General features: G+C 67.7%; 14 protein-coding genes and 1 pseudogene. 5 read left to right on the top strand and 10 right to left on the bottom strand.

Annotation, left to right across the window (positions count from 1 at the left end; translation table 11 throughout):
* Positions 1 to 106 precede the first annotated feature (106 nt).
* Together ON38_RS26310 and ON38_RS26315 are read right to left on the bottom strand one after the other, a co-directional pair.
* Positions 107 to 310: a cold-shock protein gene (locus tag ON38_RS26310; protein ID WP_039827715.1), complete on the bottom strand. Its 204-nt coding sequence runs from the start codon at positions 308 to 310 to the stop codon at positions 107 to 109.
* Between the two features lie 369 nt (positions 311 to 679).
* Positions 680 to 1126: pseudogene (locus ON38_RS26315) on the bottom strand (transposase); the annotation flags it as partial.
* 318 nt (positions 1127 to 1444) lie between these two features.
* Between ON38_RS26315 and ON38_RS26320 the strand changes: the two are divergent.
* Positions 1445 to 2800, top strand: coding sequence for a peptidoglycan-binding domain-containing protein (locus ON38_RS26320; RefSeq protein WP_039827716.1), 1356 nt, complete (start codon positions 1445 to 1447; stop codon positions 2798 to 2800).
* Positions 2801 to 2945: 145 nt separating this feature from the next.
* Here the strand turns inward: ON38_RS26320 and ON38_RS37955 are convergent, their stop codons facing one another.
* The gene (locus ON38_RS37955; protein WP_306306699.1) at positions 2946 to 3362 is read right to left on the bottom strand and encodes a class I SAM-dependent methyltransferase; all 417 of its coding nucleotides are present in this window, start codon (positions 3360 to 3362) and stop codon (positions 2946 to 2948) included.
* Between ON38_RS37955 and ON38_RS34370 the strand changes: the two genes are divergently transcribed.
* The 4 genes from ON38_RS34370 to ON38_RS26340 all read left to right on the top strand — a co-directional run bounded on the left by ON38_RS34370 (position 3320) and on the right by ON38_RS26340 (position 6956).
* Positions 3320 to 3808, top strand: coding sequence for a helix-turn-helix domain-containing protein (locus tag ON38_RS34370; protein WP_083873106.1), 489 nt, complete (start codon positions 3320 to 3322; stop codon positions 3806 to 3808). The genes ON38_RS37955 and ON38_RS34370 overlap by 43 nt on opposite strands.
* Before the next feature lie 183 nt (positions 3809 to 3991).
* Positions 3992 to 5047: a Gfo/Idh/MocA family protein gene (locus ON38_RS26330; protein WP_039827717.1), complete on the top strand. Its 1056-nt coding sequence runs from the start codon at positions 3992 to 3994 to the stop codon at positions 5045 to 5047.
* A 390-nt stretch (positions 5048 to 5437) separates the two neighbouring features.
* Positions 5438 to 5857 (top strand): hypothetical protein, encoded by a 420-nt coding sequence (locus ON38_RS26335; RefSeq protein WP_039827718.1) that lies wholly within the window; start codon positions 5438 to 5440, stop codon positions 5855 to 5857.
* Between the two features lie 238 nt (positions 5858 to 6095).
* Positions 6096 to 6956, top strand: coding sequence for a TIGR03619 family F420-dependent LLM class oxidoreductase (locus ON38_RS26340; protein WP_039827719.1), 861 nt, complete (start codon positions 6096 to 6098; stop codon positions 6954 to 6956).
* Positions 6957 to 6986: 30 nt separating this feature from the next.
* Here the strand turns inward: ON38_RS26340 and ON38_RS26345 are convergent, their stop codons facing one another.
* From ON38_RS26345 to ON38_RS26375, 7 genes are all read right to left on the bottom strand, one after another.
* A complete protein-coding gene (locus ON38_RS26345; RefSeq protein ID WP_157181909.1) occupies positions 6987 to 7526 on the bottom strand; it encodes a hypothetical protein in 540 nt (179 codons plus the stop codon).
* A 184-nt stretch (positions 7527 to 7710) separates the two neighbouring features.
* Complete coding sequence (locus tag ON38_RS26350) at positions 7711 to 8859, bottom strand: acyl-CoA dehydrogenase family protein (RefSeq protein WP_039827720.1); 1149 nt, start codon at positions 8857 to 8859, stop codon at positions 7711 to 7713.
* A gap of 7 nt (positions 8860 to 8866) precedes the next feature.
* A complete protein-coding gene (locus ON38_RS26355; protein WP_039827721.1) occupies positions 8867 to 10030 on the bottom strand; it encodes a thiolase family protein in 1164 nt (387 codons plus the stop codon).
* Positions 10031 to 10846, bottom strand: coding sequence for an enoyl-CoA hydratase/isomerase family protein (locus ON38_RS26360; protein WP_039827722.1), 816 nt, complete (start codon positions 10844 to 10846; stop codon positions 10031 to 10033).
* The gene (locus ON38_RS26365; RefSeq protein ID WP_039827723.1) at positions 10843 to 12075 is read right to left on the bottom strand and encodes a CaiB/BaiF CoA transferase family protein; all 1233 of its coding nucleotides are present in this window, start codon (positions 12073 to 12075) and stop codon (positions 10843 to 10845) included. The genes ON38_RS26360 and ON38_RS26365 overlap by 4 nt, the downstream gene beginning before the upstream one ends.
* Positions 12075 to 12842 (bottom strand): SDR family NAD(P)-dependent oxidoreductase, encoded by a 768-nt coding sequence (locus ON38_RS26370; RefSeq protein ID WP_039827725.1) that lies wholly within the window; start codon positions 12840 to 12842, stop codon positions 12075 to 12077. Before ON38_RS26370 ends, ON38_RS26365 begins: the two co-directional genes overlap by 1 nt.
* Positions 12842 to 14008, bottom strand: coding sequence for an acyl-CoA dehydrogenase family protein (locus tag ON38_RS26375; RefSeq protein ID WP_039827728.1), 1167 nt, complete (start codon positions 14006 to 14008; stop codon positions 12842 to 12844). The genes ON38_RS26370 and ON38_RS26375 overlap by 1 nt, the downstream gene beginning before the upstream one ends.
* Between the last annotated feature and the right edge of the window lie 23 nt (positions 14009 to 14031).

The raw sequence follows: 14031 nt of genomic DNA on the forward strand, positions 1-14031 counted from the left end.
CTAGCCCCCACGAATCGCATAAACGCTCGATCGCGGCAGCCCGGCACGCCCACTCCGAAAAGCAAGAAACCCGCGCCGTGGCGCGGGTTTCTGTGTTGGTCAGCTCCTAGATGGCGCGGACGCTCTGAGCCTGCGGACCTTTCTGGCCCTGCTCGATATCGAACTCGACACGCTGCCCCTCGTCGAGGGATTTGAAGCCGGAGCCGGAAATCGCGGAGTAGTGGACGAAAACATCAGGGCCGCCACCGTCTTGCGCGATGAACCCGAAGCCCTTTTCGCCGTTGAACCACTTCACACTGCCTTGCGACATACTTTTGTTTTACTTCCTGTTGCGAGCCGAGCGATCACTGCAACAACCCGTACTCACCCTCCAGCATGCCACAGATCAGCCGCCGCGCCCCGAAGAGTGAGCCGCCGCACGGCCACCCAGGGTGCTTGGAAACGGCCGGCCCTCGTCGGGCAGCCAGCAGGGGCACCAGCCACCGCCTTGCGCGCTCCTCGACCTCAATGGACGACAGCCCAGCGTCAGCGCACACCACCGCGGCGAGCCCAGTCGAGGAGCGCGGCAGGTCGGCTCGTCTGGTTGATGTCAGCAGCATCGTCATATCCGCCCGATTTTCGGCGGCTACTACCGGGACTATCTCGGTAACGGTGTTTCCGGCGGTTTCTCTCTCCCCGGTATTGACCACGATGGCGTCGATGAAGATCGCGACATAGACCTCGCCCAGGGGCCGGCTCGACCATTCCTGCATCTCGGCGACGACTTTGTCGGTGATCCGCGAGACGGTTTCCTTGGACACCGACGCCCCATAGATTTCGGCGAAATGGGCGGAAATTTCCCCGGTGGTCAGGCCTTTGACATACAGCGACAGCACGATCTCATCGACCCCGGTCAACCGGCGCTGGCGTTTCTTCACGATCTCCGGTTCGAAGCTGCCGTCGCGATCGCGGGGCACCTCGATCGGCACCGGGCCGGTCGTCTCGGTCAGCACCGTCTTCGATCTGGTCCCGTTCCGGACGTTGCCCGAGTCCTGTCCTCGGGCGCCTGGTTCGGCTCGAACCCCAGGTGCTCGGTCATCTCCTCGGTGAGCGCGGTCTCGAGGACTGTCTTGGTGAACTGCTGGAGTCCGGCCGACAAGCGGTTGCGGCGCGGGGCGTGGATCGTCGCGGCGACGCTCGAGACGCAGTCGCGCAAGACCCAGAAGCGGAGCCGATGTCGCCCAGGTTCATGACCTGCTCCACGATGCCACCATCGAAACCAGCGCCCGCTACTTCCGTGCCAAGACTACCGAGCAGGCCGCCGTCATCGAAGCCGTCTTCGAGCAGTGATCGGAAGGGACGGCGAGCTTCGATCAGTGCCGAAGCCCGATCGGGCCGCTTACCCTGCCCCAAGGGGTAACCGATTCGTCCGTGACACCCCGGTTCACGGTGAGATCATTGGGTCATGAGCCACGTGTTCGCGGCCGCACCTGCACTTCGGCCGCATCCCGCCCGGCGAGGCGTTCCCGCGGAACTCACCGGCCTGCTGGCCCTCCAGCGGCAGGCCGGGAACAGGGCGGTCGCGGACCTGATCGCGCAGCGCTGCGGGGACACGCCGCCCGGCAAGTGCGCCTGTCACGGCTATGACGAGGACGAGGAGCAGGTCCAGCGACTCACCGCCGAGGCGCAGCCGGCCGAACTCACCTCGGACAAGTACAAGGGCCAGCCGCGCCTCGAGGCCGCCTATGACAACGCACCCGCGCTGGGGATCGGCGAGCGCGGCGACGGAGTCCGGCTCGTCCAGGAGGGTCTCGTCGCCGAGGGGCACCCGATGTCGAAGTCGACGCTGCCCGGCGGGGAGATGGACGGGAAGTTCGGCGGGGAGACCAAGGGGGCCGTTGCCGACTTCCAGCGCGCCAAGGCGCTGCCCGGCGGGGGAGACGGGCGCGTCGGGCGGCACACGATGGGTAAGCTGGACGAGCTCGCCAAGGGCGGCGGGGGAGGTGGCGGCGGCGGTGGCGGCGGTAACCCCACTCCGGCGCAGGTGTGCGGCGATCCGCCGTGCGGCCAGCCCTACGTTGAGCTCGAGAGGGGCCTCTTCGTGTCTCTGTGCGATAACAAGCTCGCCTTCGGCTCGCCGCGAATGGCGTTTGCTGGATGCGGGCCGTCCGGTCTGGTGCCCGGGGGAACTCCGCCGGGCAACGTCGGGCTGTTCTCACCGAGCTGGACGCAGGTGGCGCCCCTATCGATCTGCGGCACCGACGATCCATCCATTCAGATCGGGCACATCCAAACCGTCGCATGGGACGTCGACTCCGCCGTCTACGAGGATCCGAAGGGCGCGCCGATCCAGGGGCCGCGCACCTGCGTCCAGGGCGCGCGCGACTGCCTGGGCACCGCGCCCCCGCCCTGGTTCGCCCCGCCGGGCGCGAACTTCGGGCCGCAGCCGATGGGACCGAAGATGACCGCACTGACCCTGCACGATCAGCCGTTTCTGGCCAAGCTCAAGTCGCACCTGCCCGACCACCCCGCTGATCCGAAGAAGCAGAATCTGCGCGCCTTTCCACTGCTGATGATTTCACTGACCGGCGTGTTCCACATCTGGCTCATCGCCCGACGCAAGGACGGCACGGTCGTGTTCATCCACAACTGGACCGTAGGACTGGACACGCGCGCCACGCGGACGGGCCCGGACCCGTGCGGACCCTCGTCCTGGGCGATCGTGGGCGGCGCGAAGGAGCTGGCGAACGCGTCCGGGCAGGGCGGGGCCGCACCAAACCTCACCGGGGCGTGCGCGAACTCGCTCACGAAACCCTGCTGAACCAGTTACCCGGCTCCTCGCTCGTCACGCGGATCGAATTCTCGTCGTAGGCAACACAGCCCACTTCCTCGAGGTGAACCCGTATCTGAGGTTGTATGTAGGTCTGAGGTCCATTCGTCCGCAGGGAATCCAGTCCACCCCACGACTACAGCTCGCGCATGTCGGCTTGGCGCAGTTCGAGTCGGACGCCGGCTGTAGCGGCCCGGGTCCTGGCTTGCTCGAGCATGCGAGGAGAGGTGTCGACGCCGATCACGGGCTGCCCGGTGTCTCGGGCGACCGGGATCGCCACCCGGCCGTTGCCGATGGCGAGTTCGACCAACGGCCCGTCGGCGCGGCGGGCGAGCTCGACATAGAGTTCGATGTCGCGGTCACTCGGGATTCCGCTGCAGCATGTGCGCCGGTTTCTGGCCCAGACCGGAGGAGTCCGAAGGCCACCGCAAGTTCCGCGGAATCGGCATCTGACATCCGCCGAGCGTGAGGAGATCTCACGGGGCCTTGCTATGGGGCTGCTCAGCGCGCATGATCGCGGTGTCGCTGGGGCGCTCACCGTCGACGATCTCACGCGAGATCGCCCGCAACGGCGGCCGACGCGCTTACCGGGCCGCTGGCCAGCTGGCCTATCAGCGAGCGCGGCGACCGAAACCGGCCAGGCTCGCGGCCTGCCCACCCGTGCGGGCCTTGGTGGAGGACAAGCTGAAATCTCTGTGGTCACCCGAGCAGATCGCGGGGTGGCTGCGGCGACACTTCCCCGACGACCCGGCGATGCGGATCTCGCACGAAGCGATCTACCTGGCACTGTTCGACCCGCGACGCAAGGCGCTCGCCCGCGGCGATGACAGCAACCGAGCGCCGGGCCTCGAGGGCCGGCGCGAGCCACTCGGCGACAGCACTGGCGTTACGGAGGCAGCCGACGGCAATGGTCGAGCCGGTGGCTCGCAGCGCCTCGGCGATCGTCGATCCGTTGGGCGATGGCAGTACGAGCCGTGGGATCGGCTCGCAGGCGAGTAGACCCGCCGGTGAGAGCGAGGGCGATCATCGTTGAGCAGCGAGCTCAACACCAGGACTGTTCAGAAAAAGTCCTTTTACGACGCGGCGTTGCAAACTACGGCGGCGGAAGGCGCCGCGCCCCCGGCATGTGTTGGATGGGAAAACCTTTTGTGGGATTTTCCGCTGCGCGTGTACACCAGTTGGATGCGTATCGGGATCGTGGGCTTGTTGCGGGGTCTGTACATGGCCGAGCTGGCACACCGGATCGGGGTCGAGGTGATCGCGGTCTGCGATCGCGATTCCGAACGACTGGCTGCTGCGCAGGCGGTATTTCCGGCGGCCCGGGCCACCGAGCACTGGGCGGAGCTGCTCGACGCCGGTCTCGATGGTGTCGTACTTGCCAATGATTTCGACGCACACACGGCGTTGGCCGTCGCATTCCTGAATCGCGGGATCCATGTGCTGTCGGAGACGGCGGCCTGCGTGTCCGAGGAGGAAGGGCGGCGGCTCATCGCCGCGGCCGAGCGGTCGACGGCAACCTATTCGTTCGCGGAGAACTACGTCTTCCATCCACACACCCGACTGCTCCGGGAGTCCGTGGATTCCGGCGAGCTGGGGACCATCGAAATGGTGGAAGCCGATTATCTACACAGCCTGTCGCCCCAGGACACCGCCGCGCTGATCGGTGATCCAGCGCACTGGCGTGGTCGCATCGCGCCGACTGCCTACTGCACACATACCGTTTCGCCGCTGCTGGACCTCACCGGAGCATGGCCGGTCGAGGTCAGCGCCTTCCCGGTCGGTCGAGGTGGCGACCGACCGGCCGCCGTGGTGCTGACGATCCGGCTGTCCGACGACACCCTGGCCCTGGTTCGCCATGGATTCCTCGCCGGAGAAACGGGCAGCCATTGGAGCTGGGTCTCGGTGCGCGGCGCTCACGGCCTGGCCGAATCCGTCCGTGCCGCGGGTGGAGATGCCTGGTCGGTGCGAGTGCGTAAGGAAGGCTGGACACAGGCCGACGGTCAGACATGCGAGCAGATCCGCGTACCGGGTCCCTACCTTGTGAACAACGAGCCGGTCGACCGTATGGCCGAGGGGACCGTCGCGGTACTCGAAGGATTCCGTGCCACCGTGGAATGCGGCACGCCTCCGCTTATCCCCGTGCGCCCCGCGGTCGCGGCATCGCTGGTCGGTGTTGCAGGTGCGGAATCGCTCGCGAAGGGTTCCGCCCCGGTTCCCGTTCCGGACGTGTGCGCCTAGGTTCTGCGTCGCAACATGTGTAGCGGGCCGGGTGGCCGGCTGTTGGCCCGCTGGGCTTGCGACGACCTCGCCGTCGCGCGACCGGAGCCGGCCTGCGGCCGTCAAGCCTTGTTCGGGAAAGGCGATTTCGGGAAGATCCGGTGCGGGGTTTCTCTCCGGAGTTGGTCCAGTTGGATCGGTCATGCTTGGCGGAACGTCGTCGCGATGTTCGGTGTCGGTTCAGCCGTAACACCGTAGGCGGCCACGACAGCGACAGCCGGCCGGAGGTGCCGGCTGTGGCGCCGTGATCGTGCGGTGTAGAAGCCCTGCGTCCGGGCGCGGTTTCGCCACTATGATGTCGAAGTGTCCGGTAGCGACAGAGAGCCGCGGCAAGTCGAACTCATCGGCCCTGTGGCTCAGGTGTTCACGTACTCGATCGCGGCCGGTCTGCTGCTGTCGGGGCCGGTGCTCGCGTTGACGGGTGATTCGCTGTGGGATTGGTTGTGCCCGGCGATCATCACTTTTCCGATCGGCCTCGCCATCGCGGTGACGACCTACGGGCAGCGGTGGGACGCCAAGCGGTTGCGGGACGCCGGGGTCATTTCGACAGCGGAGATCGTCGCGGTCCGGATACGCGAGGGGGGTGAGAATCCGGATGTCGCCGAACTTCGGGTCCGTATCAGCGGGCCGGGCTTCGACACCTTCACGGCGGACTGTGAGATACCGTCCGTTCTCCCGCTTCCGCGGGTCGGTGACCGGCACCAGGTGGTGGTCGACCCCTCCGACTATTCCTTTGCCATCGGCTACGACCACTTGTTCGAGCGGGACTGACCGGACACACAGCGCGAGCCGCCGGCACCTGGCAACCGTGCATGTCGCAAGACGATCGTCGCCGGAGCCGTTGATTCGGACCACATCACCGCGCGGAGCCCCCCGTCTCCCGGGCGGGCAGGAATTTTCGCGGCGGCCGGGCAGGTTCCTCCGCTGAGGTCGTCGATGTCGAGACGGCACGGGAACCGCGCGGGTAGGTCGGTGCCGGCCCGGCCGCGCGGCCATCGGAAGGAACACGATGAAGTTCGCAGTCAGTTACAGCACCGCACATTTCGGTGCCGATCCGGATCGCCTCGCCGCCTATGCGCGCCACGCCGAGGCCTGTGGGTTCGAAGGGCTGTATCTGCCCGAACATCTGGTGCTGTATCCCGGGGCGCAACTCCACGGTTTCGAGGTACCACCCGGTCTGCCTTTCACCGACCCGCTGGACACTCTCGCCTTCGTCGCCGCGGTCACCGACCGGCTCCTGCTCGGCACCGGGGTGCTGCTGCTGCCCTATCGGCACCCGGTCGTGCTGGCCAAGCAGTTGGCGACGATCGATGTGCTGTCCAAGGGGCGGATGCGGCTGCTGTCCGTCGGACTGGGCACACTGCCGGTCGAGTCGGCGGCGGCCGGCGTCGATTTCCGCAGCCGCGGGCGGCGGGCCGACGAGGCGATCGACGTGCTGCGGCTGCTGTGGTCCGGTGGCGAGGAGGGGGTGAGTTATCACGGTGAGTTCTTCGATTTCGAGGATCTGGTCCAGTTCCCGAAGCCGTACGAATCGACCACCCTGCCCGTGCACATCGGGGGTTCGAGCGCGGCCGCCGCGCGCCGGGCCGGGCTGCGCGGGGACGGGTATTTCGCGGGTGGCGCCCTGCTACCCGACGAACGCGCGGCCCAGTGGGAACTCGCCCGGACGACGGCGGCGGAGGCGGGACGCGACCCCGAGTTGCTCGAGTACACCCGCTGGAGCGGACTGGATATGACCGACGAGCGATTGGCCGCCTTCACAGCGCAGGGGGTGACCCGGGTGGTCGTGAGCGCTACGGCCACCGACCCGGCCGAACAGCGCGACGAGCTCTCCGAATTCGCCGAACGCTTCCTCACCGCGCATTCCTGAACCTGTTCCGCTCGGCCTGGTCCGCGTGATTCAGATCGCGCGGACCAGGGCCTGGCGGCCACGCAGATCGGCCAGCAGGACCTCACCGCTGTGGAAGACCTCGACATCCTCGTGTGCCTGTTCGGGTATCCCGGCCGCCGCGAGGGCACATCGTTTGAATGCCCGGGCCGCCGAACTGAGCGGGTGGTGCGCGGACAAGACCCGGCACGCGAGTTCGGGGGGCAACTCCTCACCCCAGACCGCGAGTTCGGCCAGCCCCTTGTCCAGACAGTCGATGGCGCCTCTGCGGACCCATTCGTTCGAGACGAAGACGTCCGGTGCCAGCAGCACACTTTCCGGCCAGGTGTCGTGCACGGGTGAGGCCATGGCGGTGGTGAGGTCGAGTACGGTCGCGCCGAGTATTTCGAGGGGGCGCACATCGTCGTGTTCGGTGAGCACGGCGACCACCTCCCAGCCGCCCATCATGCGGTCGAAGATGAACCCGCCCGCATACCGGACCGCGTCCACGGTGTTGGGCGCGACGATCGCCAGCCGGTGGCGCAGCGGGTGGCGCCGGGCGTGCGCGCGCATGAAGTCGACCGGACAAAGACCCGGGCCGATCACCGTTTCGGCGTCCGGAAGGCGACCAGCCGCACTGTGTTCATCCCGTGAACCGATCACCGGGTACTCCGTTCGATAAACCAACTGCTGAAACAGTAGGGTCGAACACCCTCGTGTGACGTACGTCTCACCGAAAAATCAGGTGTGCCGTACATCACAAACCAAGGTCTTTGGCAATGATAACTTTCATGACCTCGCTGGTTCCCGCGTAGATCCGCGCCACCCGGGCATCGGTGTAGAGCCGGGCGATCGGATACTCCATCATGTAGCCGTATCCGCCGAACAACTGCAGGCATCGGTCCACCACCCGGGCCTGGGTCTCGGTGGCGAACAGTTTCACCCGGGCGGCGTCGGCGCCGCAGAGTTGCCCGTCCACCAGGTCGCGGACCGCGCGATCCACCATGGTCTGCCCGGCCTCGATCTCGGCGGAGATCGCGGCGAGTTCGAATTTCGTGTTCTGGAACGAGGCCACCGGGGTGCCGAAGGCCTTGCGTTCCTTCACGTAATCGATGGTGGCGCGCAGTGCCGCCCGCGCCTGTGCCACGGACCCCACCGCCACCGTCATGCGCTCCTGGGGCAGGTTGTGGCCGAGGTAGCCGAAGGCGGCACCCTCCTCGCCCAGCCTGTTGGCCGCCGGGACCCGCACATCGGTGAACGACAACTCCACCGTGTCCTGCACCTTGCACCCCATCTTGTCCAGCACGCGGCCGCGTTCGAAGCCGGGCATCCCGTTCTCCACCACCAGCAGGGTCAGACCGGCCCGCCGGTTTTCCGGATCGGTCGCGGTGCGGGCCACCGCGATCACCAGATCGGCGAGCAGGCCCCCGGTGATGAAGGTCTTCGCCCCATTGAGCACATAGTCGTCACCGTCGCGGACGGCGGTGGTGCGAATACCGGCGAGATCGGAACCGGTGCCCGGCTCGGTCATGGCGATCGCGGTGAGCAGGCTTCCGTCCGCGAGTCCGGGGAACCATCGCTGCCGCTGCGCCGCGTCGGCGTACTCGAGGAAGTACGGCAGGATCACGTCGAGCTGGGTGCGCACGGTACCTAGTGTCACCAGCGCCCGCTGGGCCTCCTCCTGCAACACCACGTTGTACCGGTAGTCGCGGACTCCCATCCCGCCGTACTCCTCCGGGATCGCCGTACCGAGCAGACCGAGTTCGCCGAGCCGCCCGAACACCTCGCGCGGCATCTGTCCCTGCTTCTCCCAGTCGGGGTACCGGGGTACGACCTCCTTCTCGATGAACTCGCGCGCCAGATCCCGGAACGCTTCGTGGTCGGCGGTGAACAGATCGCGACGCATGTTCTTCCTAGGAGACGAGTTCGACGACGGTGGCATTGGCGGTGCCGCCGCCCTCGCACATGGTTTGCAGGCCGAAGCGGATCCCGTGGTCCCGCATGTGATGGATCATCCTGGTCATGAGCACCGCGCCCGACCCGCCGAGCGGATGTCCCAGTGCGATCGCGCCGCCCAGCGGGTTGAGGCGCTCCGGGTCGGCGCCGGTTTCGACCTGCCAGGCCAGGGGGACCGGCGCGAACGCCTCATTGACCTCGAAAACCCCGATATCGGCCACCGTGAGCCCGGTTTTGCGCAGCGCTTTCCCGGTCGCGGGGATGGGACCGGTGAGCATGAGCACGGGGTCGGCGCCCGCCACCGCACCGGCGCGGTAGCGCACGAGCGGGGTCAGGCCGAGTTCGGCGGCCTTGTCGGGGGTGGTGACCAGGAGGGCCGCGGCGCCGTCGGAGATCTGGGAGGAGTTACCCGCGTGGATGACGCCGTCGTCCTGGAAGGCCGGTTTCAGATTTGCCAGCTTCTCGGCGGTGGTACCGCGCCGGATTCCCTCGTCGGCGGTGACCTTTCCGCCCTCGGTGGTCTCCCCGGCGGGCGCGTCGACCGCCACGATCTGCTCGTCGAAGGCACCCCGGTCCTGGGCGGCGGCCGCCAGTTCGTGCGAGCGGGCGGAGTACTCGTCGAGCACCGTCCGGGTGAAACCCCATTTCCGGGCGATGAGTTCGGCCGAGATCCCCTGGTTGAAGGAGAATTCGTCGTAGCGCGCCAGCACCGCCGGTCCGTACGGCTGCCCGGTCGCGCGGGCGGCGCCCAGCGGCACCCGGCTCATCACCTCGACCCCGCCGGCCACCACCAGATCCTGCTGACCCGAGAGCACCGCCTGCGCCGCGAAATCCAGGGCCTGCTGGCTCGAACCACAGGCGCGGTTCACCGTGGTGCCGGGAATGGTATCGGGCCAGCCCGCGGCCAGTACCGCGTAGCGGCCGATATTGCTCGACTGGTCACCGACCTGGGACACACAGCCCCACACCACATCGTCGATCAGTGCCGGGTCGACACCGGTGCGTTCGGCGAGGGCCCGCAGCACCACCGCGGACAGGTCGGCGGCGTGCATACCCGACAGTCCGCCTTTCCGTTTGCCGACCGGTGTGCGCACCGCGCCGGCGATCACTGCTTCCCGCATCTACCCGCTCTCTTTCTCGCCGCCGGCCGGGGGCAGCGACCAGGCGCCGGTGAAGCGCGGGGCGCGTTCCCCGGCGAAGGCCGCGTACGCCTCCGGCGCGTCGGCGGTGGCGAAATTGACTCCCTGGGCCCGGGCCTCACCGGCCAGAGCCTCTCGTAATGTCGAGTCTGCACCCTCGTTCAGCAAGGCCTTGGTCTGCGCCAGGGCCACCGGCGGCCCGGCCGCGAGCCGGGCGGCCAGATCCTCGGTGAACGCGTCGATCCCGTCCTCCGCGATCACCCAGGTCACCAGACCGAGTGCTTCGGCCTGCCCGGCATCGATGGTCTCGGCCAGTAGGGCCAGGCGTTTGGCCTGCTGCAGGCCGACCAGTTTCGGCAGCAACCAGGAGCCACCGAGATCCACCGACAACCCGCGCCGCGCGAAGATCTGCGCGAATGTGGCCCCGGGGGTGGCGACCACCAGATCGCAGCCCAGGGCCAGATTCCACCCGGCGCCGACCGCCACTCCGGTCACTTTCGCGACGGTGGGGGTCGGCAGTTCGTGCAGTTGCAGAGCGAGATCGGTGAAGATCCGCAGTTTGTCCATCGGGTGCCGGGCATCGGGCACCGAGATATCGGCCCCCGAACAGAACGCGCCACCGGCACCGGTGAGCACCAGCGCACGCACGGACCGATCGCCGCCGGTATCCCGCAGGACATCCGCCAGTTCCCGCCACATCGCCCAGGTCATGGCGTTCTTGCGGTGCGGCCGGTTCAGGGTCACGGTGCGCACTCCGGCCCGGTCGTCGACCAGCAGTGCGGGTTCGCCGGTGGTCACTGTCGCGCCCCCGTGCCCATGCCCCGGTATTCGGGCCCGATCACGGAGCCGGCGCGCAACTCGACGATCTCCGCCGCCGACCGGCCCAGTTCCCGCAGCACCGCGTCGGTGTGCTCGCCCAGTCCCGGAACCGCGCCCATCGGCGGATCGAAACCGCGGATCACGGCAGGCGGCAGCAGGGCGGGCACCGGACCGCCGGGGCTGTCCACCGCACGCCAGCGATCGCGGGCCGCGAGCTGCGGATGGTCGACCATCTCGGCCGCGGTGTTGTACCGCGCGTTGCCGATACCGGCCTCGTCGGCGGCCTTCTGTATCTCGGCCAGGGTGTGCCGGGCACACCAGTCGCCGATGACTTCGTCCAGCGGTGCACGGTGGCGCACGCGGTCGGAGTTGGTCCGGAATCGGTCGTCCCCGGCGAGATCCGGGCGGCCCAGGATCTCCCGGGCCAGCCGCTGCCACTCCCGGTCGTTGGTGGTGCCGAGTACCACGGTCTGCCCGTCCCCGGTGGCGTAGGCGCCGTAGGGCGCCACGGCGGGCGAGCTCATGCCGAGGGGCTGCTGCTCCACCCCGGCGTGCCGGGTGTAGTTGAGGTGGTAGCCCATCATCTCGGCCATGGTGTCGAAGAGGCTGATACCGATCGAACCACCGGTGGTGCCGGACCCGCGATACCGGCCACACAGCTGGGCCACGATCGACAGTGCCGCGTACAGTCCCGTGGTCACATCGGCCACCGCCGGGCCGGGTTTGGCCGGTTCGCCCGGCCGTCCGGTCACCGAGCACACCCCGGACTCCGCCTGGACGAGCAGATCGTAGGCGCGTTTGTGCGACAGCGGGCCGCCCGCTCCGAAACCGTCTATTTCCAGCGCGATCAGGTGCGGATGCCGCTCGGCCACATCGGCGGGGGCCAGGCCCAGCCGCGCGCTGGCGCCCGGCGCAAGATTCGACACCAGCACATCCGCGCGGGCCAGCAGTTCGTGCAGAATCACCAGCCCCTGCGCGGATTTCAGGTCGAGGGTCACCGATTCCTTACCCCGGTTGACCCAGACGAAATGGGCCGCCTGGCCGGCCACCACATCGTCGTAGTGCCGGGCGAAATCACCGCCGGCCGGGTTCTCCACCTTGATCACCCGGGCGCCGAAATCGGCGAGGGTACGGGTACACATCGGCGCCGATACCGCCTGTTCCAGCGCCACCACCAGTACTCCGGCCAGTGGCCCGGCGGCGGCCATCACATCACCATGCCGCCGTCGACCGGCAGCACCTGGCCGGTCACGAACGACGCGGCATCGGAGGCCAGGAAGACGAACGCGCCGGCGACCTCGTCGGGTTCGGCCCAACGGCGCAGCGGGATTCGGTTGAGCATCTGCTCCGCGAATTTCTCGTCGGTGCGGATGGTTTCGGTCATGGTGGTCGCGGCCAGCGGTGCGAGCGCGTTCACCAGGATGTTCTTCCGGGCCAGTTCCCGGGCCAGCGATTTGGTGACGCCGATGATCCCGGCCTTGGCGGCGGAATAGTTGACCTGGCCGAGGGTTCCGGTGAGGCCCGCGGAGGAGGTCACATTGATGATGCGGCCGGTGCCGTCGGTGGGCAGATACGGCAGCACAGCCTGACTGCAGTTGAACGTACCGAGAACGTGGACGTCGAAGATCTTGCGCATGGACTCGGGGGTGGTCCTGGGGAACATGGCCGGTGCCGTGATCCCCGCGTTGTTCACAAGGATGTGCACCGGGCCGCCCCCGAGTTCGGATGCCTGCCGGGCGGCCGCCGTCGCGGAGTCCGGATCGGCCACGTTCAATGCGCACGCCTGCGCCCTACCGCCGTCGGCGGTGATCTTCTCGGCGACCGCTCCGGCGGCGCCCCCATCGAGATCGGTGACCAGCACCACGGCGCCCTGGGCGGCCAGCGCGCGGGCCACGGCCGAGCCGATACCGCCCGCCGCCCCGGTGACCAGGGCCGTCCGGCCGGTCAGGTCGAACAAACCGTTGTTCGCTGCCATCAGTAACTCCTCGGCATTCCCAATACGTGCGACCCCAGATAGTTGAGGATCATTTCCTGACTGATCGGCGCGATCCGCATGACCCGCGACTCCCGGAAATACCGGGAGATGTGGTACTCCTCCGAGTAGCCCATGCCGCCGTGGGTCTGCATTGCCCGGTCGGCGGCCTCGAACCCGGCTTCCGCGCAGAGGTATTTGGCGGTATTGGCCTCCCGGCCACAGGGTTTGCCCTGGTCGTACAACCAGGTCGCCTTGCGCAGCACGAGTTCGGCCGCGTCCAGCCGGGCCAGCGAATCGGCCAGCGGGAACTGGATCCCCTGGTTCTTGCCGATCGGCCGCCCGAAGACCTCGCGCTCGTTCGCGTACCGGACAGCCCGATCCAGCGCGACCCGGCCCAGCCCGAGCGCTTCGGCCGCGATGAGCATCCGCTCGGGATTCAGTCCGTCGAGCAGATATTCGAACCCGCGACCCTCCTCCCCCACCCGGTCCTCGACCGGTATCCGCAGATCGTCGATGAACAACTCGTTGGAGGACACCGCGTTGCGGCCCATTTTCGGAATGGGCCGGATATCGATGTGGTCGCGGTCGATATCGGTGAGGAACAACGTCATTCCGCCGGTCTTCTTCTCGACGTCCTCGTATTTCCGCGTGCGGGTCAGCAGCAGGATCTTCTCCGACTCCAGCGCCTTGGAGATCCAGACCTTGCGGCCGTTGACCACGTAGTGGTCGCCGTCGCGGCGGGCGAAGGTGGTGATCCGGCTGGTGTCCAGGCCCGCGCCCGGTTCGGTGACCCCGAAGCAGACGTGCAGGTCACCGCGGGCGACCCGCGGCAGAGTGCGCTGCTTCAGTTCTTCGGAGCCGTGCACGATCACCGGTTGCATACCGAATATCGACATATGGATCGAGGTGGCGGCGTTCATTCCGCCGCCGGATCGCGACACCTGTTCGGCGAGGATCGAGGCCTCGGTGATCCCCAGACCGTGTCCGCCGTATTCCTCCGGGATACACAGGCCCAGCCAGCCGCCGTCGGCGATGGCGCGATAGAACTCGGTGGGGAATTCGTGTTCCCGGTCCTTCTCCATCCAGTACTGATCGTCGAATTTCCGGGCCAGTTCGGCCACGGAGTCGCGGATCAGCCGCTGGTCCTCGCTCAGCTCGAAACTCATACCGTCGGACACATCAACTCCCT

Source organism: Nocardia testacea NBRC 100365 (assembly GCF_000308775.1).
In the GTDB taxonomy this organism is placed as follows: Bacteria; Actinomycetota; Actinomycetes; order Mycobacteriales; family Mycobacteriaceae; genus Nocardia; species Nocardia testacea.